Annotated in this window: 16 protein-coding genes and 1 pseudogene; 10 read left to right on the forward strand and 7 right to left on the reverse strand. The window is 71.8% G+C overall.

What is annotated here, in order from left to right; genetic code table 11:
• Window positions 1-709: 709 nt before the first annotated feature.
• The 3 genes and pseudogenes from P3T39_RS05210 to P3T39_RS05220 all read right to left on the reverse strand — a co-directional run.
• Window positions 710-1,735, reverse strand: a pseudogene (locus tag P3T39_RS05210) (sensor domain-containing diguanylate cyclase); the annotation flags it as partial.
• Between the two features lie 323 nt (window positions 1,736-2,058).
• Window positions 2,059-3,174 carry an adenylate/guanylate cyclase domain-containing protein gene (locus tag P3T39_RS05215; protein WP_280696149.1) on the reverse strand — a complete coding sequence of 372 codons (1,116 nt, stop codon included), beginning with the start codon at window positions 3,172-3,174 and terminating at the stop codon, window positions 2,059-2,061.
• Between the two features lie 193 nt (window positions 3,175-3,367).
• Window positions 3,368-4,261 (reverse strand): biotin--[acetyl-CoA-carboxylase] ligase, encoded by an 894-nt coding sequence (locus P3T39_RS05220; protein WP_280696150.1) that lies wholly within the window; start codon window positions 4,259-4,261, stop codon window positions 3,368-3,370.
• A gap of 518 nt (window positions 4,262-4,779) precedes the next feature.
• Here P3T39_RS05220 and P3T39_RS05225 point away from each other — a divergent pair.
• From P3T39_RS05225 to P3T39_RS05250, 6 genes are all read left to right on the forward strand, one after another.
• Window positions 4,780-6,369, forward strand: coding sequence for an acyl-CoA carboxylase subunit beta (locus P3T39_RS05225; RefSeq protein ID WP_280696151.1), 1,590 nt, complete (start codon window positions 4,780-4,782; stop codon window positions 6,367-6,369).
• Between the two features lie 76 nt (window positions 6,370-6,445).
• On the forward strand, window positions 6,446-6,664 hold the full coding sequence (locus P3T39_RS05230) for an acyl-CoA carboxylase subunit epsilon (protein WP_280696152.1): 219 nt from the start codon (window positions 6,446-6,448) through the stop codon (window positions 6,662-6,664).
• A 134-nt stretch (window positions 6,665-6,798) separates the two neighbouring features.
• Window positions 6,799-6,924, forward strand: a complete 126-nt coding sequence (locus P3T39_RS05235; RefSeq protein ID WP_280696153.1) for a hypothetical protein — start codon at window positions 6,799-6,801, stop codon at window positions 6,922-6,924.
• A 59-nt stretch (window positions 6,925-6,983) separates the two neighbouring features.
• Window positions 6,984-7,580, forward strand: a complete 597-nt coding sequence (locus P3T39_RS05240) for a nucleoside triphosphate pyrophosphatase (RefSeq protein WP_280696154.1) — start codon at window positions 6,984-6,986, stop codon at window positions 7,578-7,580.
• 261 nt (window positions 7,581-7,841) lie between these two features.
• Window positions 7,842-8,606, forward strand: a complete 765-nt coding sequence (locus P3T39_RS05245) for a hypothetical protein (RefSeq protein ID WP_280696155.1) — start codon at window positions 7,842-7,844, stop codon at window positions 8,604-8,606.
• A gap of 251 nt (window positions 8,607-8,857) precedes the next feature.
• On the forward strand, window positions 8,858-10,633 hold the full coding sequence (locus P3T39_RS05250; protein ID WP_280696156.1) for a biotin carboxylase N-terminal domain-containing protein: 1,776 nt from the start codon (window positions 8,858-8,860) through the stop codon (window positions 10,631-10,633).
• A gap of 277 nt (window positions 10,634-10,910) precedes the next feature.
• Here P3T39_RS05250 and P3T39_RS05255 read toward each other — a convergent pair whose 3' ends face one another.
• Together P3T39_RS05255 and P3T39_RS05260 are read right to left on the reverse strand one after the other, a co-directional pair.
• Window positions 10,911-11,873 carry a DeoR/GlpR family DNA-binding transcription regulator gene (locus tag P3T39_RS05255; RefSeq protein WP_280696157.1) on the reverse strand — a complete coding sequence of 321 codons (963 nt, stop codon included), beginning with the start codon at window positions 11,871-11,873 and terminating at the stop codon, window positions 10,911-10,913.
• A gap of 198 nt (window positions 11,874-12,071) precedes the next feature.
• Window positions 12,072-13,526, reverse strand: coding sequence for an NAD(P)H-quinone dehydrogenase (locus P3T39_RS05260; protein ID WP_280696158.1), 1,455 nt, complete (start codon window positions 13,524-13,526; stop codon window positions 12,072-12,074).
• Window positions 13,527-13,649: 123 nt separating this feature from the next.
• On the opposite strand from P3T39_RS05260, the gene P3T39_RS05265 reads away from it, so the two are divergent.
• The 3 genes from P3T39_RS05265 (at window position 13,650) to P3T39_RS05275 (ending at window position 17,003) form a co-directional block, all read left to right on the forward strand.
• A complete protein-coding gene (locus tag P3T39_RS05265; RefSeq protein WP_280696159.1) occupies window positions 13,650-14,087 on the forward strand; it encodes a gamma-glutamylcyclotransferase in 438 nt (145 codons plus the stop codon).
• 158 nt (window positions 14,088-14,245) lie between these two features.
• Entirely contained in the window at window positions 14,246-15,079 is an 834-nt protein-coding gene (locus P3T39_RS05270; RefSeq protein WP_280696160.1) for a purine-nucleoside phosphorylase, read from the forward strand.
• Between the two features lie 226 nt (window positions 15,080-15,305).
• Complete coding sequence (locus tag P3T39_RS05275) at window positions 15,306-17,003, forward strand: phospho-sugar mutase (RefSeq protein ID WP_280696161.1); 1,698 nt, start codon at window positions 15,306-15,308, stop codon at window positions 17,001-17,003.
• A 209-nt stretch (window positions 17,004-17,212) separates the two neighbouring features.
• On the opposite strand, the gene P3T39_RS05280 is transcribed toward P3T39_RS05275, so the two are convergent.
• Together P3T39_RS05280 and P3T39_RS05285 are read right to left on the reverse strand one after the other, a co-directional pair.
• Complete coding sequence (locus P3T39_RS05280) at window positions 17,213-17,905, reverse strand: PH domain-containing protein (protein WP_280696162.1); 693 nt, start codon at window positions 17,903-17,905, stop codon at window positions 17,213-17,215.
• Between the two features lie 66 nt (window positions 17,906-17,971).
• On the reverse strand, window positions 17,972-19,219 hold the full coding sequence (locus P3T39_RS05285) for an NAD(P)/FAD-dependent oxidoreductase (RefSeq protein ID WP_280696163.1): 1,248 nt from the start codon (window positions 19,217-19,219) through the stop codon (window positions 17,972-17,974).
• A gap of 96 nt (window positions 19,220-19,315) precedes the next feature.
• Between P3T39_RS05285 and P3T39_RS05290 the strand changes: the two genes are divergently transcribed.
• Window positions 19,316-19,861 (forward strand): TetR/AcrR family transcriptional regulator C-terminal domain-containing protein, encoded by a 546-nt coding sequence (locus P3T39_RS05290; protein WP_280696164.1) that lies wholly within the window; start codon window positions 19,316-19,318, stop codon window positions 19,859-19,861.
• Window positions 19,862-19,888 lie beyond the last annotated feature (27 nt).

Here is a 19,888-nt window from a genome sequence, read left to right on the forward strand (position 1 = left end):
AGTTGTGACAGGCTCAGGGCGGCGGGGAGGCCGGGCCCGAGAGGGCGACCGCAACCAGGGCCCGCAGCGCCGCGGCCACCTGGCCGAGCGGCAGGGTGGACTCGTCCGCGAAGAGCTCGATCAGCCAGCCGCCCGCCGCGTTGCCGCCACCCGCCGCGACCATCCCCTTGTAACCGCTGACCACCATCATCGCCTCCTCCGCCGGGTCGTTCCCGGCGGCGCCGGAGCGCAGGGCGAAGGCACCGCCGCGTACGGCCCGGCGGGTGAGCGGGTAGTGGCCGAGGTCGAAGACGGCGTCCGGTGCCTCGATCTGGGCCCGCTGGGTCTCGGCACCGCTGCTGGTCGGCCCGCTGGTCATCCGGTAGACGGCGTACTGGGCGGTGCGCATCAGCTGCGAGCCGGGTGGCACGTAGGAGACCCACCAGCCGACCGCGTCCAGCAGTCGGGCGGTGGTCTCGGCGACGGTGACCAGTCTGCTGAGGGTGTCGGCGTGGTGGTTGGTGCGGAGCGTGCCGTGCTGGTCGAGCGAGGCGAGGACGACGGCGAGCAGCTGCCCCGGGTCGGCGCTGTGGGCGGCACCCCGGAAGCGGCGGCGGTCGCCGAACCCGGCGCGGCCCAGGCCGGGGCGACGGCCGTCGGCGCGGTGGTGCGGGTCGGCGGAGTCGGCGAGCAGCACGGTCGGGTCGGGGGCGAAGCCGGGGCCGTGGCTGCGCCCGGCGACCACGGGATGGGCAGCCCGGGCGGCCTTGGCCCGGTACTGGGCGGCGTCGGCGAGGCGGAACAGCCGGTCGGAGGTGGTGACCGGGCCGATCGAGTCGCCGGTGGAGGCCACCCCGCAGGCGACGCCCTCGCCGTCGGCCAGCGCCAGCGCGCGGACGCACAGCTCCTCCGCGACCGCGACCACCTCGTCGGCCTTCTGCCCCTCGGCGAGCAGGCAGAACTCGTCGCCGCCGAGCCTGGCGGCGAGGCTGCCGGGGAGCTTGGCGGCGGCGAGCGAGAGCTGGTGGGCGAATCGTTCCAGCAATCGGTCGCCGACCTCGTGGCCGAGCCGGTCGTTGACCCGCTTGAGGCCGTTGACGTCACAGACCACCAGGCTGACCACGGTGTTGTCGCGGTTGTGGGCCGCCAGTGCGCTCTCCAGCCGGGCGTCCACGGCGCGGCGGTTGGCCAGGCCGGTGAGCGGGTCGGTGAAGGCGAGCCGGCGCAGGTCGGCGAGGCGCTCGGTCTGGGCGAGTCCGGCGGAGATCTGGGCGGCGAGCAGGGTCGCGTAGTCGGCGTCCGCGTCGCTGAAGACCGCCAGACCGACCGCCCTGGCCAGATAGAGCTCGCCCCAGGCCTGGCCGTGCAGCACGATCGGCGCGACCAGGCAGCACTCACGCCCGCGTCGGCGCAGTCCGGCGGCGCGCTCCTGGCAGAACGCGCCGGAGCCCGGGTGCGCGTGGGCGGAGTGCGGGGTGAGGTTCTCGGCGGTCTGCACCCAGGCGCGCGGCAACCGGCCGGTGGTCCAGTGCTCTTCGAGATAGGTCACGATCTCGGGGAAGTCCGCGACCGGGTAGGACTCGTCCTCGGGCTGCTCCTCCTCGCCCGGCGCCAGGTCACCGTGGTTGACCAGCACCCGCAGCCGGCCCGATTCGCGGTCCCAGACGGAGATGGCGGCCATGGTCGCGCCGAGCGCGGTGGTGGAGCGGGCGGTGGCGGCGCGGACGGCATCCAGCGGGGTGAGGGCCGCCGCCATGTCCTGGGCCAGCTCGACGACGGCCTGCAGGCGCGGGTCGAGGGCCGGAGGTACGGATACGTTCACCGGTTCCGTCATGGTCGCCTCGCTCACCGGCTCCGCCTCATCCCTGGTGCCTCGACCTGCCACGGACCCGCCCCATGCCATCCTGTGCCGCCCCGGCCTGCCACGACTCGCCATGGCCTGCCCCGGATTGCCGAGGACTGCCACCCTGGACCAAGGTTATGGCCCTTTGCTGAGACTTTGCCCCATTTGTCAAGGCGAATGTGTGCGAATCCGATGCCCTCACCGTCGCAACCGCGCCCGTGCCCCCGAGGTCGGGCTCAGAAGTCGTGGACGTGACGGCTGAGCAGCCAGGGCTCGACCAGCCCGAGCCCGCGCACCGGCCGGCGCCACATCGGCTGCAGATGGAAGCGGTGCTCGGGGACGTCGGCCCCGGCCGGGTGCTCCCCGGAGCCGTCCACCGCCCCGGAGACGGACGGTGGCACCGCGCCGTTCAGCTCCAGCGCCGCCGCGAACTCGCCGTCCACCAGTACCGCGTCCTTGGGCGCGATCGAAGTGAGGCGGCTGGCCAGGTTGACGGTGGTGCCGAAGACGTCGCCCATCCGCGAGGTGACGGTGCCGAAGGCCATCCCGACCCGCACCGCGGGGATGGTGTCCTCCTTGGCGAGTGCCTCGACCAGGCTGAGCGCGATCTCGGCGGCGGTGGCCGGGTCCTCGGAGACGTACAGGATCTCGTCGCCCAGGGTCTTGATCACCCGGCCGCCGAATCCGGCGATCAGATCGGAGCAGGTGTTCTCGAAGCTCTCGACCAGGGTGCCGAGCTCCTCCTCCTCCAGCCGGCGGGAGAGGCGGGTGAAGCCGACCAGGTCGGCGAAGCCGACGGCGAGGCGGCCGCTGGTCATCTCGGTGTCCTCGGCGGCCTGTACCACCCGGCCGGTGACGGCGGCCAGTTGGCGCCGCCAGACGTACACCAGGAACTGCTCCAGCTCCGGCAGCAGCAGCTCGACCAGCGGATAGGCGACGTCCGCCCTGGTCATACCGGGCTCGATGGACTGGGTGAGGTTCTCCAGGAAGGTGTCCATCTGCCAGCCGGCCAGCCGCGCCGTGGTCTGCCCGGTGGAACGGGCGACCTGCACCGCCATCGACTCGCTGAGCAGGCCCGACTCGACCAGGCCGGCGAGCCGCCGCAGCGCGATCACATCACCGTCGGTCAGGGCCCGGGACTGGCCGATGTCCGGGAAGCCCATGGCCCGCCAGAAGCGGGTGGCCACCTCCATCGGAACATCGGCGGCGCGGGCTGCCTGATAGGGCGTGTACCGGCGTGGCGCATCGAGGATCAGCCGTTCGAGATCCAACGCGACCGTCTGAGCGTCCGGTTCCGGCTCGCCGCCGTTGCCGTCGTTCCCGTTGTTCCCGCCGACGCTTTCGCCTACCACCGGTCCATCCCCGTGCGGTTGCCGCACTTGCCTCTCGTCCTGCCTGTCCAGGGGCGCCCCGACCACCGCGCAGGTAGTGGCGCGCCTCACACCGCTGCCAGGTGGAATGTTCGCACGGAATCACGCAATCCGGGGCATCCGGCCGGGACGGCACCACATCAGGGCCACGTCGGAGCCGGTGCGACGGTGCCGGTCAGCCCTGCTCGGGCCGTACATGCACGACGTCCCCGGCCGCGACGGGGGTGCGGTTGCCGTCCGGGGTACGGACCACCAGGCGGCCGTCGCCGTCCACGGCCACCGCCTCGCCGACCAGCTCGCGCCCGCCCGGGAGTTGGACCCGGACAGGCCGGCCCAGGGTCGTGCAGCGGCCCGCGTAGGCGGGCAGCAGTCCGCTGGCGTGCGGGTCGCCCGAGGCCGCCACCCACTCCCCGTACAGCTCGGCGAACTCTCGCAGCAGCGCCCGCAGCAGCGTCTCCCGGTCGGCCACCTTGGCACCGGCGAGGGTCAGCGAGGCGGCGGTGGGAACGGGCAGTTCGGGTTCGCGCAGGGAGACGTTGACGCCGAGACCGGCGATCACCGCACCGCCGCTGAGCTCGGTGAGGATGCCGCCCAGCTTGCGCTCCGCACCGTCCACGGTGACCAGCAGGTCGTTGGGCCACTTCAGGCCGACCTCGATCTCGGCCACCCGTCCGAGGGTCGTCGCGGCCGCGACGCCGACCAGGATCGGCAGCCAGCCGTACCGCTCGACCGGGACGGCCGCCGGGCGCAGCAGCATGGAGAGGAACAGGCCGGAGCGGGCGGGGGCGCTCCACTGCCGTTCGAGCCGGCCGCGCCCCGCGTTCTGCGCCTCGGCGACCAGCACGGCGCCCTCGGCTTCGCCCTCCTTCGCGCGGGCGGCGAGGTCGGTGTTGGTGGAGCCGGTCTCGGTCACCACGTCCAGGGCGGTCCAGAACCCGCCCGGGAGGACGAGGTCCCGGCGGAGCCGGGCACTGTCCAGCGGCGGGCGGTCGAGGTCGGTCCAGGGGGACGGTCCGTCGTGGCCGAAGCCACGCAGGCCGCTGCGGCGGGGGCGGGTGGGCTCGGTCACCTGGCCAGCGTACCGACGGCGGCCCTCCCACAGCGCGCTGGACACCGCCGGAACCCGCCAGACCCGAGGAGCTGCCTTCCAGGAGCAAGGGTGAGCCTCTGATGCCTTTAGGGGCGCGGGGAACTGCGCGATTCGGAAGGTGGCTGCGGTCAGCCGGGCCCGGTGGGCCACTTGCATCTCGTGACGTTCCAGTGAGGTGGTGCAGCTTCCCGCCGGAGGCCAGTGCGGGCCCGACGCCTTCCGGTTTCGCGCACGTAGTTGATCAAGCACGGCCCCGCGCCCCTGAAAAGTCGCCCCCTGCCCCTGGCAGACTCGTCCTTGGCCTGGGGAAGGTGGCCGTAGGCCGCCCTATAGTCCCGCAGAAACTCCGATGAACACACTGTGTCGCTGGCCATAACCGGAAGCCGCCCGCGCTGGCTACGCTACCCAACGGTAGTTCGCAGCGCCGCCCTGCCCTCACGCATTCTCACGCGTAGTACTGAACAGGTCGCGGCCCATGGACCAGGGAGAGCCACCGGATGACCGAGGCGCCGTACGACCCGCACACCACCGCCGGAAAGCTCGCCGACCTGCGGCGCAGGCTGGACGAGGCGGTGCACTCCGGCTCCGCCGCCGCGGTCGAGAAGCAGCACGCCAAGGGCAAGTTGACGGCCCGTGAGCGGGTTGCCGAACTCCTGGACGAGGACTCCTTCGTGGAGTTCGACGAGTTCGCGCGCCACCGCTCCATCAACTTCGGCCAGGAGAAGAACCGGCCGTACGGCGACGGCGTGGTCACCGGCTACGGCACGGTCGACGGACGGCAGGTGGCCGTCTTCGCCCAGGACTTCACCGTCTTCGGCGGTTCACTGGGCGAGGTCTTCGGCGAGAAGATCGTCAAGGTGATGGACTTCGCCCTGAAGACCGGCTGCCCGATCATCGGCATCAACGACTCCGGCGGCGCCCGCATTCAGGAGGGCGTGGTCTCGCTCGGCCTGTACGGCGAGATCTTCCGCCGCAATGTGCACGCCTCGGGTGTCATCCCGCAGATCTCGCTGATCATGGGCCCCTGCGCGGGCGGTGCGGTCTACTCCCCCGCGGTCACCGACTTCGTGGTGATGGCCGACCAGACCTCGCACATGTTCATCACCGGCCCGGACGTCATCAAGACCGTCACCGGTGAGGACGTCGGCATGGAGGAGCTGGGCGGCGCGCGCACCCACAACAGCAAGTCCGGCAACGCGCACTACCTGGCCGCCGACGAGAAGGAGGCGGTGGAGTACGTCAAGAACCTGCTCTCCTACCTGCCCTCCAACAACCTCTCCGACCCGCCGTCCTACCCCGAGCAGGCCGACCTCTCCGTGACGGACGAGGACCTCGAACTCGACACGCTCGTTCCGGACTCGGCGAACCAGCCGTACGACATGCACACGGTGATCGAGCACATCCTGGACGACGGCGAGTTCCTGGAGACCCAGCCGCTGTACGCGGGCAACATCCTCACCGGTTTCGGCCGGGTCGAGGGCCACCCGGTGGGCGTGGTCGGCAACCAGCCGATGGACCTGGCCGGCTGCCTGGACATCGCCGCCAGTGAGAAGGCCGCCCGCTTCGTGCGCACCTGCGACGCCTTCAACATCCCGGTGCTCACCTTCGTCGACGTCCCCGGCTTCCTGCCCGGCACCGGCCAGGAGTGGGACGGCATCATCCGGCGCGGCGCCAAGCTGATCTACGCCTACGCCGAGGCCACCGTCCCGCTGATCACCGTGATCACCCGCAAGGCGTTCGGCGGCGCCTACGACGTCATGGGCTCCAAGCACCTGGGCGCGGACCTCAACCTCGCCTGGCCGACCGCCCAGATCGCCGTCATGGGCGCGCAGGGCGCGGTCAACATCCTGCACCGGCGGGAGATCGCGGAAGCCGAGGCCGCCGGGAACGCCGACACCAAGCGGGCCGAGCTGCTCGCCTCCTACGAGGACACCCTGCTCAACCCCTATCTGGCCGCCGAACGCGGGTACGTGGACGCCGTCATCGCGCCGAGCGAGACCCGTCGGCACATCGTGCGCGGGCTGCGCGCGCTGCGCGGCAAGCGCGAGGTGCTGCCGCCCAAGAAGCACGGCAACATCCCGCTGTAACCAGACCCTTTCGAGCCCTTCGGACGGCGCGCGTTCCGGAAAGGACGGAACGACGGAACAGAGAGAGGATTTGAGCATGCCTCCGATTCAGGTGCTGCACGGGCAGCCGACCCCCGAGGAGCTCGCCACCGTCCTGGCGGTGGTCTCAGCCCGGGCCGCCGCAGCGCAGGCCGCTGCCGAGGCGGCCCGGCGGGCGAGCGGCCCGGTCTCCACGTGGAACGACCGGGCCCGGCGCATGCGCCGCATCCCGCAGCACGGACCGGGCGCCTGGCGCAGCTCCGGCTGGGCCGGGTAAACCGGCAACAGGACCCGCGGCCGGGTGGGGTTCTCCCACCCGGCCGGGATATGTCATGTGCGCGCCCAAAAATCCGAAGGAACTGAGTACGGATACTCAAGCGCCCGGCACGGCGGGCGACGCAGGCTGGACGGGTGCTCTGGTCAGATCCACGGGACGAGCCGTCGTCCGAAACCCGGCAGGTGCAGGAGCGCCTGCGCCGAGCAGGTCCGGTGCTCGCCGTGCTGATACTGGTGATCGCCGTCCTGGCGCTGACCTGAACCCTCTCGGCACTCCGCTCCCGGCCGGCCGCACAGCCCGACCGCATAGGCTTGACCGCATGACCAAGCGCACCCTCGTACTCGCCTCCGCCTCCCCCGCCCGGCTCGGGCTGCTGCGCCAGGCCGGCCTGGACCCGCAGGTGATCGTGAGCGGGGTGGACGAGGACGCGCTGACCGCGCCGACCCCCGGCGAACTCGCCCTGGTGCTGGCCGAGGCCAAGGCTCGCGCGATCGCCGCCCGGCTCACCGACGGACAGCTGGTGATCGGCTGCGACTCGGTCCTCGAACTGGACGGCCAGGCCCTCGGCAAGCCCGCCGACGCCGCCGAGGCACTGGCCCGCTGGCAGTCGATGCGCGGCCGGGACGGCGTGCTGCGGACCGGCCACTGCGTCATCGACACCACCACCGGCAAGCAGTCCTCCGCGACCGCCTCCACCACCGTCCGCTTCGGCAACCCGGACGACGCCGAGGTTGCCGCGTACATCGCCTCCGGCGAACCCCTGCACGTGGCCGGAGCGTTCACGCTGGACGGCCGCTCGGCACCGTTCATCGAAGGCATCGACGGCGACCCGGGCAATGTCATCGGCCTCTCACTGCCGCTGCTGCGCCGCCTGCTGGCCGACATCGACATCCGGCTGGTCGACCTCTGGGCCTGATGGGCCCGCTGCCCTGGCGGCGACGGCCGCCGACGGGATTTTGAAGGCCCTGTCGCACGGTGACCGCCTGCGGGAATCCCGGGCGCGTGGTCGGCACGGTGACCGGTCGCGGGGGAAGTGGCAGGCCGGGTTCCGATTCATGTTGCGGATCCGGACAGAACCGGCCCCCCACATCTGTCGCTCCGATCCACCACCGACGGCGAGGTCGGCGGCTAGGCTGGCGCCGCCGTCGACTGGGAAAACTCGGGAAAGGAGCGGGGGATGGCCGACATCGTGCTCAATGTGCTGCTCGGACTGGTCGCCAGTGCGATCAGCGCCGGCCTGGGCTGGCTGGCACAGACCCTGCGCCGTCGCCGACGACTGGAGCGGGTCCGGGAGTTCTTCGGGATGCCCGGCGGCACCGAGTGCCTGCTGGTGGTCAACCGCCGGGTGGCCGTGGCCGATCCGAAGAGCGTGTCGCGCAGCGATGTGTACGCGCTGATGGAGTTGGCCGCCCTGGTCAAGGAGTGCGGTGCGCGGGCCGAGATCGTGGCCCACGACGAGGTCCGTCAAGGGCTGGGCGGCAAGGCGGAGTTCTGCCTGGGCGGCCCGGCCAGCAACGAGCGGACGGCCGCCCATCTGGTCTCCTGGCTGCCGGGCGTTCGCTTCACCGCCGAGCAGGGCGACACCGCCGGGGGGAGCCGCCCGTACGGCGACACCGTCTCGGTCGGCGGGCAGGAGTTCCGCTTCGAACCCGACACCGAGGTGCCCGGTGGGCAGATGTACGTCCTGCTGGCCCGGCTGCACGCCGCCAGGGGCGCGCGTCCGGTCTTCCTGATCGCGGGTCAGGCCGCCACCTCGAACCACGCGGCGGTGCGCTACCTGGTCGCCAACCACCGGAAGCTGGCCCGCAGATACGGCACGGACGGCAGCTTCGCGCTGGTCCTGCGGGTGGTCAACCCGACGGCGTACGGCCCCGATGTGGTCGAACTCGCCTCGGACGTCACCGTGGCCGCCACCGCCCCCGCGCCCGCGGCGGCCGCATGAACGTCAACCGCCAGACCCCCGCAGCGGGCCGACTGTGGCGAAGGCCACGGCGGGTCCGGAGAGGCTCCGGACCGTCTTGAGCCATCATCAATCGCCATGCGCAACGTCTCTACCTGCGGAGCGTCCCGCTCCGTGCCCAACTGATCACGAAATAGTGTCACGCTCCGTGTGGGCAAGCTCACCACCTGGGGCTACTCGCCGGTATGACCCGGCAATCCCTAGACTCAACGAGGTTCAAGAAGGGAGCCACAGTGCGTAAGGTGCTCATCGCCAACCGCGGAGAAATCGCTGTCCGCGTCGCCCGGGCCTGCCAGGATGCCGGCATCGCCAGCGTCGCCGTGTACGCAGAACCGGACCGGGACGCGCTGCACGTCCGCGCGGCCGACGAGGCCTACGCGCTCGGCGGCGACACCCCCGCCACCAGCTACCTCGACATCGCCAAGGTCCTGCAGGCGGCGGCCGACTCGGGTGCGGACGCCGTCCACCCCGGCTACGGCTTCCTCTCCGAGAACGCCGAGTTCGCCCAGGCCGTCCTGGACGCCGGGCTGATCTGGATCGGCCCGCCGCCGCAGGCCATCCGCGACCTCGGCGACAAGGTCACCGCTCGGCACGTCGCCCAGCGCGCGGGCGCCCCGCTGGTCGCGGGCACCCCGGACCCGGTCTCGGGCGCGGACGAGGTCGTGGCCTTCGCCACCGAGCACGGGCTGCCGGTCGCGATCAAGGCGGCGTTCGGCGGAGGCGGTCGCGGCCTGAAGGTCGCCCGCACGCTGGAGGAGATCCCCGAGCTGTACGAGTCCGCGGTCCGCGAGGCCGTGGCCGCGTTCGGGCGTGGCGAGTGCTTCGTCGAGCGCTACCTCGACAACCCCCGTCACGTGGAGACCCAGTGCCTGGCCGACAGTCACGGCAATGTGGTCGTGGTCTCCACCCGTGACTGCTCGCTTCAGCGCCGCCACCAGAAGCTGGTGGAGGAGGCCCCGGCTCCGTTCCTGACCGAGGAGCAGAACGCCGAGCTGTACCGCGCCTCCAAGGCGATCCTGCGCGAGGCGGGCTATGTCGGCGCCGGTACCTGCGAGTTCCTGGTCGCCCAGGACGGTCTGATCTCCTTCCTGGAGGTCAACACCCGTCTGCAGGTGGAGCACCCGGTCTCCGAGGAGGTCACCGGGATCGACCTGGTCCGCGAGATGTTCCGGATCGCCGACGGCGAGGAACTGGGCTACGACGACCCCGAGGTGCGCGGCCACTCCTTCGAGTTCCGCATCAACGGCGAGGACCCGGGCCGCAACTTCCTGCCCGCCCCCGGCACGGTGACGCTGTTCTCCGCGCCGTCCGGCCCCGGCGTGCGCCTGGACGCGGGCGTCGAGACCGGCTCGGTCATCGGCCCCGCCTGGGACTCCCTGCTCGCCAAGCTGATCGTCACCGGCGCCACCCGCAAGCAGGCCCTGCAGCGGGCCGCCCGGGCACTGGCCGAGTTCAAGGTCGAGGGCATGGCCACCGCCATCCCCTTCCACCAGGCGGTCGTCACCGACCCGGCCTTCGCCCCCGAACTCACCGGCAGCGACGAGCCGTTCACGGTCTTCACCCGCTGGATCGAGACCGAGTTCAACAACACCATCCCCGCGTTCACCGGCACGGGCGGCGACGGCGAGGAGCCCGAGGGCCGCGAGACCGTTGTCGTCGAGGTCGGCGGCAAGCGCATCGAGGTGTCGCTGCCGTCCTCGCTCGGTGTCGCGTCGGCCCCGGCCGCGGGCGCCCCGGCGGCCGGCAAGGCCAAGCGGCGGGTCGGCGCGAAGAAGGCCGGCTCGGCGGTCAGCGGTGACACGCTGGCCTCACCGATGCAGGGCACCATCGTCAAGGTCGCGGTCGAGGAGGGCCAGACCGTCGCCGAGGGCGAGCTCATCGTCGTCCTGGAGGCGATGAAGATGGAGCAGCCCCTGAACGCCCACAAGGCGGGCACCATCGTCGGCCTCAAGGCCGAGGTCGGCGCCAGCGTCAGCAGCGGCGCGGCACTCTGCGAGATCAAGGACTGACCCAGCGCCACCCACCGGACGGTCCGCACACCTCAAGGCGTGCGGACCGTTCGCATTGCGTCCCCACCGGACGCAACCCGCCCAGGGGCGCGCTGCACCACCCCACTGGCAGGTCGTACAACGTGCCCGCCGGGCCAGACTGACCGCAGTCGCCTTCCGGTTTCGCGCACGTAGTTGATCAAGCACAACCCCGCGCCCCTGAAAACCAGCGATCACGCCCCACAGAAGCCGCGCAGTTCCCCGCGCCCCACAGAACCGCTCCCGCACCCGGGAGGGCTCACCGCACGCGGGGCGCACCCAATTCAGCCAGGCGGGAAGGAAGTTGGCCGGTTGGGCCGCCGTGTGCCCCCGGGCGGCGCTGGCCGGGGAGGGGGGCGGGACCCGGCGGCGGGCCGGTGCGGCGCGGGGCCATGACGGCGGACGGTACCGGCTGGTGCACGGGCGGCTCGCCGGGCAGGCCGAGCGGTGCCACGGCGATCTGCACGCCGCAGTCGGCCAGCGCGTCCAGCTCGCGGGCGGTCGGGTCCTCCGCCACCGCGTGCTCGTCCGTGACCAGGCGGGTGATCGCCTCGGTGGGCACGGTCTGGAACATGGTGTCCGCGCCGAGCTTGGTGTGGTCGGCGAGGACGATCACCTCGGCGGCCGACTGCACCAGTGCCCGGTCCACGCTCGCGGAGAGCATGTTGGTGGTGGACAGGCCGCGCTCGGCCGTCAGTCCACTGCCGGAGATGAATGCCTTGGAGACCCGCAGGCCGTGCAGCGACTGCTCGGCCCCGCTGCCCACCAGGGCGTAGTTGGAGCCGCGCAGGGTGCCGCCCGTCATCACCACCTCGACCCGGTTGGCGTGCGCCAGGGCCTGGGCGACGAGCAGCGAGTTGGTGACCACCGTCAGGCCGGGGACGCGGGCGAGGCGGCGGGCCAGCTCCTGGGTCGTGGTGCCGGCGCCGACGACCACGGCGTCGCCCTCCTCGACCAGACTTGCCGCGAGGTCGGCGATCGCGCTCTTCTCGGCCGCGGCGAGGTGGGTCTTCTGCGGATAGCCGGGCTCCCGGGTGAAGCCGCCGGGGAGCACCGCGCCGCCGTGCCGGCGGTCGAGCAGCCCTTCGGCCTCCAGGGCCCGGACGTCTCGGCGTACGGTGACTTCGGAGGTCTGGACGACGCGGGCCAGCTCACGGAGCGACACGGCTCCGTTGGCCCGCACCATTTCGAGGATCAACTGGCGACGTTCTGCTGCAAACACAGAACCGACGGTAACCTGAATGACCGTCTGCTTTCAGGCGTTTGCTCCTGGTAACGGGAAATGCTCACCTCGGAGCAGCGTGCGACCGTACAATACGCGCCGTCAGCAAGGCCGATGAGCGCTCCGCCGCCCGGGTGACGGCCGGGCGGCACGAAAAAGGCGGCCGCCAGGGCGGCCGCCTCAACTCGCTTGGGCAGCTCAGGAGTCCGGGACCTCGCGCTTGCGGATGTGCAGCTGCCGGGCGGCCTCGGCGGTGGAGCCGGAGACGGACGGGTAGACGGTGAACGCACTGGCCACCTGTTCGACCGTCAAGTTGTTGTCCACTGCGAGCGAGATCGAATGGATGAGTTCGCTGGCTCGGGGAGCGACCACCACACCGCCGACCACAATGCCGGTGCCGGGGCGGCAGAACAGCTTCACGAAGCCGTCCCTGATGCCCTGCATCTTCGCCCGGGGGTTGCCGCGCAGCGGCAGCTTGACCTCGACGGCGTCCATCTTGCCGCAGGAGACGTCCGCGGCGGTGTAGCCGACGGTGGCGATCTCCGGGTCGGTGAAGACGTTGGAGGCCACGGTCTTGAGGTTGAGCGGCTGCACCGCGTCGCCCAGCGCGTGGTACATGGCGATCCGGCCCTGCATCGCGGCGACCGAGGCGAGCATGAAGACGCCGGTGCAGTCACCGGCCGCGTAGACGCCGGGGGCGCTGGTGCGGGAGACCCGGTCCACCTGGATCTGGCCCCAGTCGTTGAGCTTGACCCCGGCCTCCTCCAGTCCCATGTCGGCGGTGTTCGGGATCGAGCCGACCGCCATCAGGCAGTGGGTGCCCCGGATAACCTTGCCGTCGGACAGCGTCACCTCGACCTGGTCGCCGACGCGCTTGGCGCCCTCGGCGCGCGAGCGGCTCATCACGTTCATGCCGCGGCGGCGGAAGACCTCCTCGAGCACCTCGGCGGCATCCGGGTCCTCGCCGGGCAGCACCCGGTCGCGGGACGAGACCAGGGTGACCTCGGAGCCGAGCGCCTGGTAGGCACCGGCGAACTCGGCGCCGGTGACTCCGGAGCCGACCACGATCAGCTCGCGCGGCAGCTCCTCCAGGTCGTAGACCTGGGTCCAGGTGAGGATGCGCTCGCCGTCCGGCTGGGCGTCGGGCAGCTCGCGCGGGTGTGCTCCGGTGGCGATCAGCACGGCGTCCGCCCGCAGCGACTCGGTACTGCCGTCCTCGCGCTCGACGATCACGTCGCGCGAGCCGTCCACGTGCTGGCCGCCGGGCCCGAGGCGGCCCTTGCCACGAAGGACCGTCACGCCCGCCCGGGTCACGGACTGGGTGATGTCGTGGGACTGGGCGATCGCCAGGCGCTTCACCCGTCGGTTGACCTTGCCGAGGTCGACGCCGACCACGCGGGCTGCGCGCTCCTGCGGCGCGGCCCCGTCCGCCACGGTGATGCCGAGTTCCTCGTAGGAGTTGTCGAAGGTGGTCATCACCTCGGCGGTGGCGATAAGAGTCTTGGACGGCACGCAGTCCGTCAGCACCGCCGATCCACCCAGACCGTCGCGGTCGACAACGGTCACCTCCGCGCCGAGCTGGGCAGCCACCAGGGCTGCCTCGTATCCGCCGGGTCCGCCACCGATGATCACGATCCGAGTCACGTCCACCATTGTCCCGCATGCCGGAACCAAAGCCACGCCGGGGGCGTTGCCATGTGCTCACCTCCGATCCGATGTGACGGTGAACACTCCCCGGCCCCTGCGCGCGCGAAGCCCTCCCGTAGGCTGACGACCATGCCCCTCTACGCCGCGTACGCCACCAACCTCGACGCCCGGCAGATGAGCCGCCGCGCGCCCCACTCCCCGCTGCGCGGCACGGGCTGGCTCGACGGCTGGCGGCTGACCTTCGGCGGCGAACAGCTCGGCTGGGAGGGCTCGCTGGCCACCGTGGTCGAGGACGAGAAGCACCAGGTCTTCGTCTCCCTCTACGACGTCGCGCCGATGGACGAGGACGGCCTCGACCGCTGGGAGGGACTCCAGCTCGGCATCTACCGCAAGATCCGGCTGCGCGCCCACACCCTCGACGGGGACATCCCGGTGTGGACCTACGTCCTGAACGACTACGAGGGCGGGCTGCCCGCCGCCCGCTACCTCGGGCTGATCGCGGACGCGGCGGAGAGCGCGGGCGCGCCCGACGACTATGTCCTGGATCTGCGGCACCGACCCTGCTGAGATCGGTGCGGGACAGCACCCGGGCTTCGGAGCTTCCGACAGTCCGCGGTGCCGGAAACCGGCTGTGGCCTGTTGTTTCCGGTCAACCGGGTAACAATCCGGCATGGCTTGGGCGGGATGTCTACGCGCGTAGGCGAATCTTGTCTATCCTCGGCGGTGTGAACGCAACTCCTCAGTCGGTCGTCTCCGCCGACCCCTACGCCGCCGCCCAGGCCGCCGCCGCGCGCCTGCGCGAGCTGACCGGTGCCGAGCGCCACGACTTCGCCCTCGTGATGGGCTCCGGCTGGGTGCCGGCCGCCGACGCGCTGGGCGACCCCTCGGCCCCGGGGAACTTCGAATTCCCGATCACCGAGCTCCCCGGCTTCCCGGCCCCCAAGGTCGCGGGCCACTCCGGCAACATCCGGTCCGTCAAGATCGGCGACAAGCGCGCCCTGATCTTCCTCGGCCGCAACCACTACTACGAGGGCTACGGCGTGGCCACCGTGGTCCACGGTGTCCGCACCGCGGCCGCGGCGGGCTGCGAGGTCATCGTGCTGACCAACGGCTGCGGTGGTCTGCGCCAGGGCTGGGTCCCCGGCCAGCCGGTCCTGATCAGCGACCACATCAACCTCACCGCGGACTCCCCGATCGTCGGCGCCAACTTCGTCGACCTGACGGACCTGTACTCGCCGCGCCTGCGCGAGCTCTGCCGCGAGGTCGACCCGTCGCTGGACGAGGCCGTGTACGTGCAGTTCCGCGGCCCGCACTACGAGACCCCGGCCGAGGTCAACATGGCCCGGGTGCTCGGCGGCGAGCTGGTCGGCATGTCCACCACCCTGGAGGCCATCGCCGCCCGCGAGGCCGGCGCCGAGGTCCTGGGCATCTCGCTGGTCACCAACCTGGCCGCCGGTATGACCGGCGAGCCGCTCAACCACGCCGAGGTGCTGGAGGCCGGCAAGGCCAGCGCCGAGCGGATGGGCACGCTGCTGGCCAAGGTCCTTGAGCGGATCTGAGCCCGGCCTGACGCAGAATCAGTAGACAGGGGCCGTCGGAGCGACGACCGACGACCGGCGACGGATCTCACGATCCGTCGCCCGTCGTCCGTCATCGGTCCGGCGGCCCCGTGTCGGCAGTCGACCGACCCGGGCCTGTCTGGGGCCCGGACCTCCCCTCGACCTTCCCCGGTCCCGGGCCTCACCGCGTCCTGGACCCCACCGACCTCAGATGGAGCTGGCAGCGATGGCGCAGGCATCCACCACCGACCTCCTCAGCCGGGCCCGGGCCTGGCTCGCCGAGGACCCCGACCCGCAGACCCGCGAGGAACTGACCGCGCTGCTGGCCGCCGCCGAAGGCCCCGACGCCGAGAGCGAGGAGCGCATCGCCTGGTCGCACCTGGCCGAGCGCTTCGCCGACCGCCTCCAGTTCGGCACCGCAGGGCTGCGCGGCGAACTCGGCGCGGGCCCGATGCGGATGAACCGCGCCGTGGTCATCCGCGCCGCCGCCGGCCTGGCCGCCTACGTGAAGCGGCAGCAGCTCGGCGACCTGGTGGTGATCGGCTACGACGCCCGGCACAAGTCGTACGACTTCGCCTGTGACACCGCCGCCGTGATGGTCGGCGCCGGGCTGCGCGCCGCCCTGCTGCCGCGCGCGCTGCCCACCCCCGTCCTGGCCTTCGCGATCCGCCACCTGGGCGCCGCCGCCGGTGTGACCGTGACGGCCAGCCACAACCCGCCGCAGGACAACGGCTACAAGGTCTACCTGGGCGACGGCGCGCAGATCGTCCCGCCCGCGGACGCCGGTATCGCCGAGGAGATCGACGCCATCGGCTCGCTCACCGAGGTGCCCCGGGCCGAGAGCGGCTGGGAGGTGCTCGGCGAGGACGTCATCGACGCCTACCTCGCCCGGGCCGTCACCACCGTCGACGCGGGCGGTGCACGCGACCTGGACGTCGTCTACACGCCGCTGCACGGCGTCGGCCGGGACGTCCTGCTGGCCGCCTTCGAGAAGGCCGGCTTCCGCGCCCCCACCGTGGTCGCCGAACAGGCCGAGCCCGACCCCGACTTCCCGACCGTGGCCTTCCCCAACCCGGAGGAGCCGGGCGCGATGGACCTGGCGTTCCGCACCGCCGCCGCGGTCGGCCCGGACATCGTCATCGCCAACGACCCCGACGCCGACCGCTGCGCGGTGGCCGTGCCCGACGCGGGCACCGAAGGCGGCTGGCGGATGCTGCGCGGCGACGACGTGGGCGCGCTGCTCGGCGAGGCCCTGGTCGCCAAGAAGGCCGTCGGCACCTTCGCCACCACCATCGTCTCCTCCACCCTGCTGGGCCGGATCGCGGCCGCCGCCGGGCTGGACTACACCGAGACGCTCACCGGCTTCAAGTGGCTCTCCCGCGCCGCCGGCCTGCGCTACGGCTACGAGGAGGCGCTCGGCTACTGCGTCGACCCGGAGGGTGTCCGGGACAAGGACGGCATCACCGCCGCCCTGATGGTCGCCGAACTCGCCGCCACCCTCAAGCAGTCCGGCCGCACGCTGACCGACCTGCTGGACGATCTGGCGCTGGAACACGGCCTGCACGCCACCGACCAGCTCTCCGTCCGGGTGCACGACCTGTCGCTGATCGCCAACGCGATGCAGCGCCTGCGCGATCAGCCGCCGGCCGTTCTGGCCGGGCTCCGGGTCACCCGGGCCGACGACCTGACCGAGGGTTCCGCCGATCTGCCGCCCACCGACGGTCTGCGCTACTACCTGGAGGGCGAGGGCGTCAGTTCGGCGCGGATCGTGGTCCGCCCCTCGGGCACCGAGCCCAAGCTGAAGTGCTACCTGGAGGTCGTCCTCCAGGTAGCCACCGCCGCCGAGCTCGCCACCACCCGCGAGCGGGCCGCGGCCGTGCTGGACGCCATCAAGCGCGACCTCGCCGCTGCCGCCGGCATCTGACCGCACCACCACGCGGACGGGCCCGGTGCCCCGAACCCCTGAGGGTCGGGGCACCGGGCCCGTCCGCGTGGTGATGTCACCTTCGGCACTTGCGACGGCTCAGAACCGACCTGCCGGACCGCTCCCGAGCGAGTGATCAGCCGCGCGCCCGGGAGAGACCACCCTGGCCGGCGTCTGCCGGGAGATCGGGCGGACCGGGTGACGCACCGTCAGGTCGCGGCGATCAGGGTGACGAAGACGATCAGACCGAGCAGCGTCGGGGCGATGATCCACCAGCACCAGCGGACCTCGACCCGACCGGCCGCGTCGGGCCTCGCGGCATTGCGCTCGGCGATCTCCTGCAGGGTGTCGACCACCTGGTCCGACCACGCGCGAGTCGGGTCCGAGTCCCCCTGCCGCAGACCGATCCGGGGCCGCGCGGACTGCGCCGAGGCACGCGCATTCTCCCCGAAGCCGCCCGACGCGGCCAAGGTCGCCGCCTTGTTGACCGCCCGGTTGGCGCGCTTGCGCTGGCGGAGCGACACCGGGACGGCCCAGACCTGGTACTTCTTCCCGCCGGCGAACAGCTCCACCGAGTACCCGGCGCGCAGCCCCTCGACCGAGGCCCAGGGGGCGTTCACGGTGCGCAGCGGATTGCGGACGAGCAGCCGCCGGTCGTTCGCGTACACGACGGGACGCAGGGTGTAGGCGATCACGGGGAAGGCGAAGACCGGGGCGGCGGCGAGCGCGATCCACGGGGTACGCCCGGTGCCGGTCAGCATGGCGTCGATGATCAGCCATCCGGCGACGGCGAGCAGCAGCACACCGGAGATGACACCGGGAACTGAGCGGTAGACGCGGTCGGCGTACTTCGGCTCGGGGGCGGCGGAGCCCTGGTCGGGCGTGCCGTCGGATTCGGTCATGGGCACGATTCTGCCCCATGGGCAACGGGTTCCCCATGGCCCTGCCATCACGAAATATCGACGTTTTCAGCGTGTGGACGCACGCATTGCGCGCTCGTCCGCTTCCGCCGCCGGCTCGGCCGCGTCCCGTTGCCGCCCACCCGCGTTCGGTGCGGGCTCGACGGGGTTCGGTGCGGGCTCGACCGGGCGACTGGTGAAGGCCGGCAGTTTCTCCAGGCTCTCGGCCACCGCGGCGAAGCCGTGGTCGAGCATCTCCCGCTCGTAGCGTTCGACCGCGGTCAGCAGCTCGGCTTCACCGCGTTCGACCTCGGTCAGCCTGCGGCAGAGCAGGGCCGCGTCCCGGAACGCGGTGTTGGCTCCCTTGCCACCGCTGGGTGGCATGACATGGATGGCGTCGCCGAGCAGGGTGACTCGGCGGCTTCCCCAGTGCGGTACGGGCTTGGCGTACCTGGCGGTCAGGGTCGAGCTGTTCACCACGTCGGACTGCCGGATCAGCTCGACGAGGTCCGGGTGCCAGCCGTCGACGAGCTTCAGCAGCAGCTCCCGGGTCTGCGCCCAGCCGTCGTCCGGAAGTTCTCCGGTGCCTTCGGGGAGGAACATGACCCAGCGCACATAGCTTCCGGCGGCGGGGAGTTCGACGTCGGGTGCCAGTTCGGCGGCAGCGAGGTGGGGTGGGCGGCGGAACTCCATCCTGCCGAGCAGCACGCTCACCTCTGAGCCGCGCACGATCGTGCCGAATCCCGGAACCAGCCGGGCGAAGCGATCGGTCAGCGGGGTGCGCCCGAGGACAGCACGGCCGTCGAGCGCCACCACCTCGGCGTGGGGCAGGAGTTGGCGGCGCACCGGCGAGCCGACCCCGTCCGCGCCGACCAGCAGGTCGCCGGTCGCGGTGCTGCCGTCGGCGAAGACGGCCGTGACCGTGCCGTCGGCCTGCTCGACGTACTCGACCAGGCGCTTGCCGAACTCGATGCGCTCCTTGAGGCCCGCGAGCAGCAGGTGCCGCAGGACGTGCCGGTCGGTGGCCATGCCTCCGTACATCGCGCCGAGTCGGCCGATCACCTTCAGTTGCTGGTCGACCATCACCCGCTCACCGGCGATCTCGCCCGTACTGGCCTCCAGCAGGGCGTGCAGTCGCTGTGGCAGGCATGCTCGCAGCGCGTCCAGGCCCGCGCCGCCCAGTCCGATCCGGAAGCCCTGGTAGCGACTGTCGACACCCGGTTCCCGCTCGTAGATCCGCACGTCGATGCCGGCTTTGAGCAGCCCCTGTGCCAGACAGAGTCCTCCGACGCCCGCCCCGATCACCAGTACCCGCATCGCGAGCCCCCTCTACTTGAACACCGTTCACCTGAACGGTGTTCAAGTTACTTGGTCGGTGTTCAAGTGGCAAGATGCATGCGGACAGGAGGACCGATGCCGCTCCGACAATCAGATGTGCTCCGCGGTGCGATGGAACTGCTCGACGAGGTGGGCCTCGACGAGCTGACCACCCGCCGCCTGGCGGACCGGCTGGGCGTCAGGGCCGGTGCCCTGTACTGGCACTACCCGAGCAAGGCCGCACTGCTGGACGCCCTGGCCGAGCAGATCATCGGCGAGGTGTCCATCGAGCCGGCGGCGACGGGCGACTGGGCCGACCGGCTGCGAGAACTGGCCGTGCGGGCACGCGAGTCGGTACTGGCGCACCGCGACGGCGCCCGAGTGGTGGCCTCCTTCACCGCCCCGCCGCCCGCCGCGGTGCGCTTCATGCGCACGCTGATCGACACCCTGCGCTCGGCGGGCGCGTCCGAGGAGGACGCGGCCATCGGCGCCGACGCGGTCACCAGCTTCGTCAACGGCTACACACTGGAAGAACAGGCCCGGAAGGTGGGCATCGTCCCGGCGCGGCTGCGCGATGCGACCTTCGCCCGGGAGCTGGCCATCGTCATCAGCGGCATCCGCGCCGAACTGCTGGAACGCTGAGCCGGGCGGCTCAGGCCGTGCGGCGGC

The sequence above is a fragment of the Kitasatospora sp. GP82 genome (assembly GCF_029892105.1).
GTDB lineage: Bacteria > Actinomycetota > Actinomycetes > Streptomycetales > Streptomycetaceae > Kitasatospora.

Coding starts and splice junctions, on each gene's coding strand:
- P3T39_RS05245 (WP_280696155.1), top strand. CDS start 7,842: ATGGCCGACATCGTGCTCAATGTGCTGCTCGGACTGGTCGCCAGTGCG.
- P3T39_RS05260 (WP_280696158.1), bottom strand. CDS start 13,526: ATGGTGGACGTGACTCGGATCGTGATCATCGGTGGCGGACCCGGCGGA.
- P3T39_RS05290 (WP_280696164.1), top strand. CDS start 19,316: ATGCCGCTCCGACAATCAGATGTGCTCCGCGGTGCGATGGAACTGCTC.
- P3T39_RS05225 (WP_280696151.1), top strand. CDS start 4,780: ATGACCGAGGCGCCGTACGACCCGCACACCACCGCCGGAAAGCTCGCC.
- P3T39_RS05230 (WP_280696152.1), top strand. CDS start 6,446: ATGCCTCCGATTCAGGTGCTGCACGGGCAGCCGACCCCCGAGGAGCTC.
- P3T39_RS05275 (WP_280696161.1), top strand. CDS start 15,306: ATGGCGCAGGCATCCACCACCGACCTCCTCAGCCGGGCCCGGGCCTGG.
- P3T39_RS05265 (WP_280696159.1), top strand. CDS start 13,650: ATGCCCCTCTACGCCGCGTACGCCACCAACCTCGACGCCCGGCAGATG.
- P3T39_RS05280 (WP_280696162.1), bottom strand. CDS start 17,905: ATGACCGAATCCGACGGCACGCCCGACCAGGGCTCCGCCGCCCCCGAG.
- P3T39_RS05240 (WP_280696154.1), top strand. CDS start 6,984: ATGACCAAGCGCACCCTCGTACTCGCCTCCGCCTCCCCCGCCCGGCTC.
- P3T39_RS05285 (WP_280696163.1), bottom strand. CDS start 19,219: ATGCGGGTACTGGTGATCGGGGCGGGCGTCGGAGGACTCTGTCTGGCA.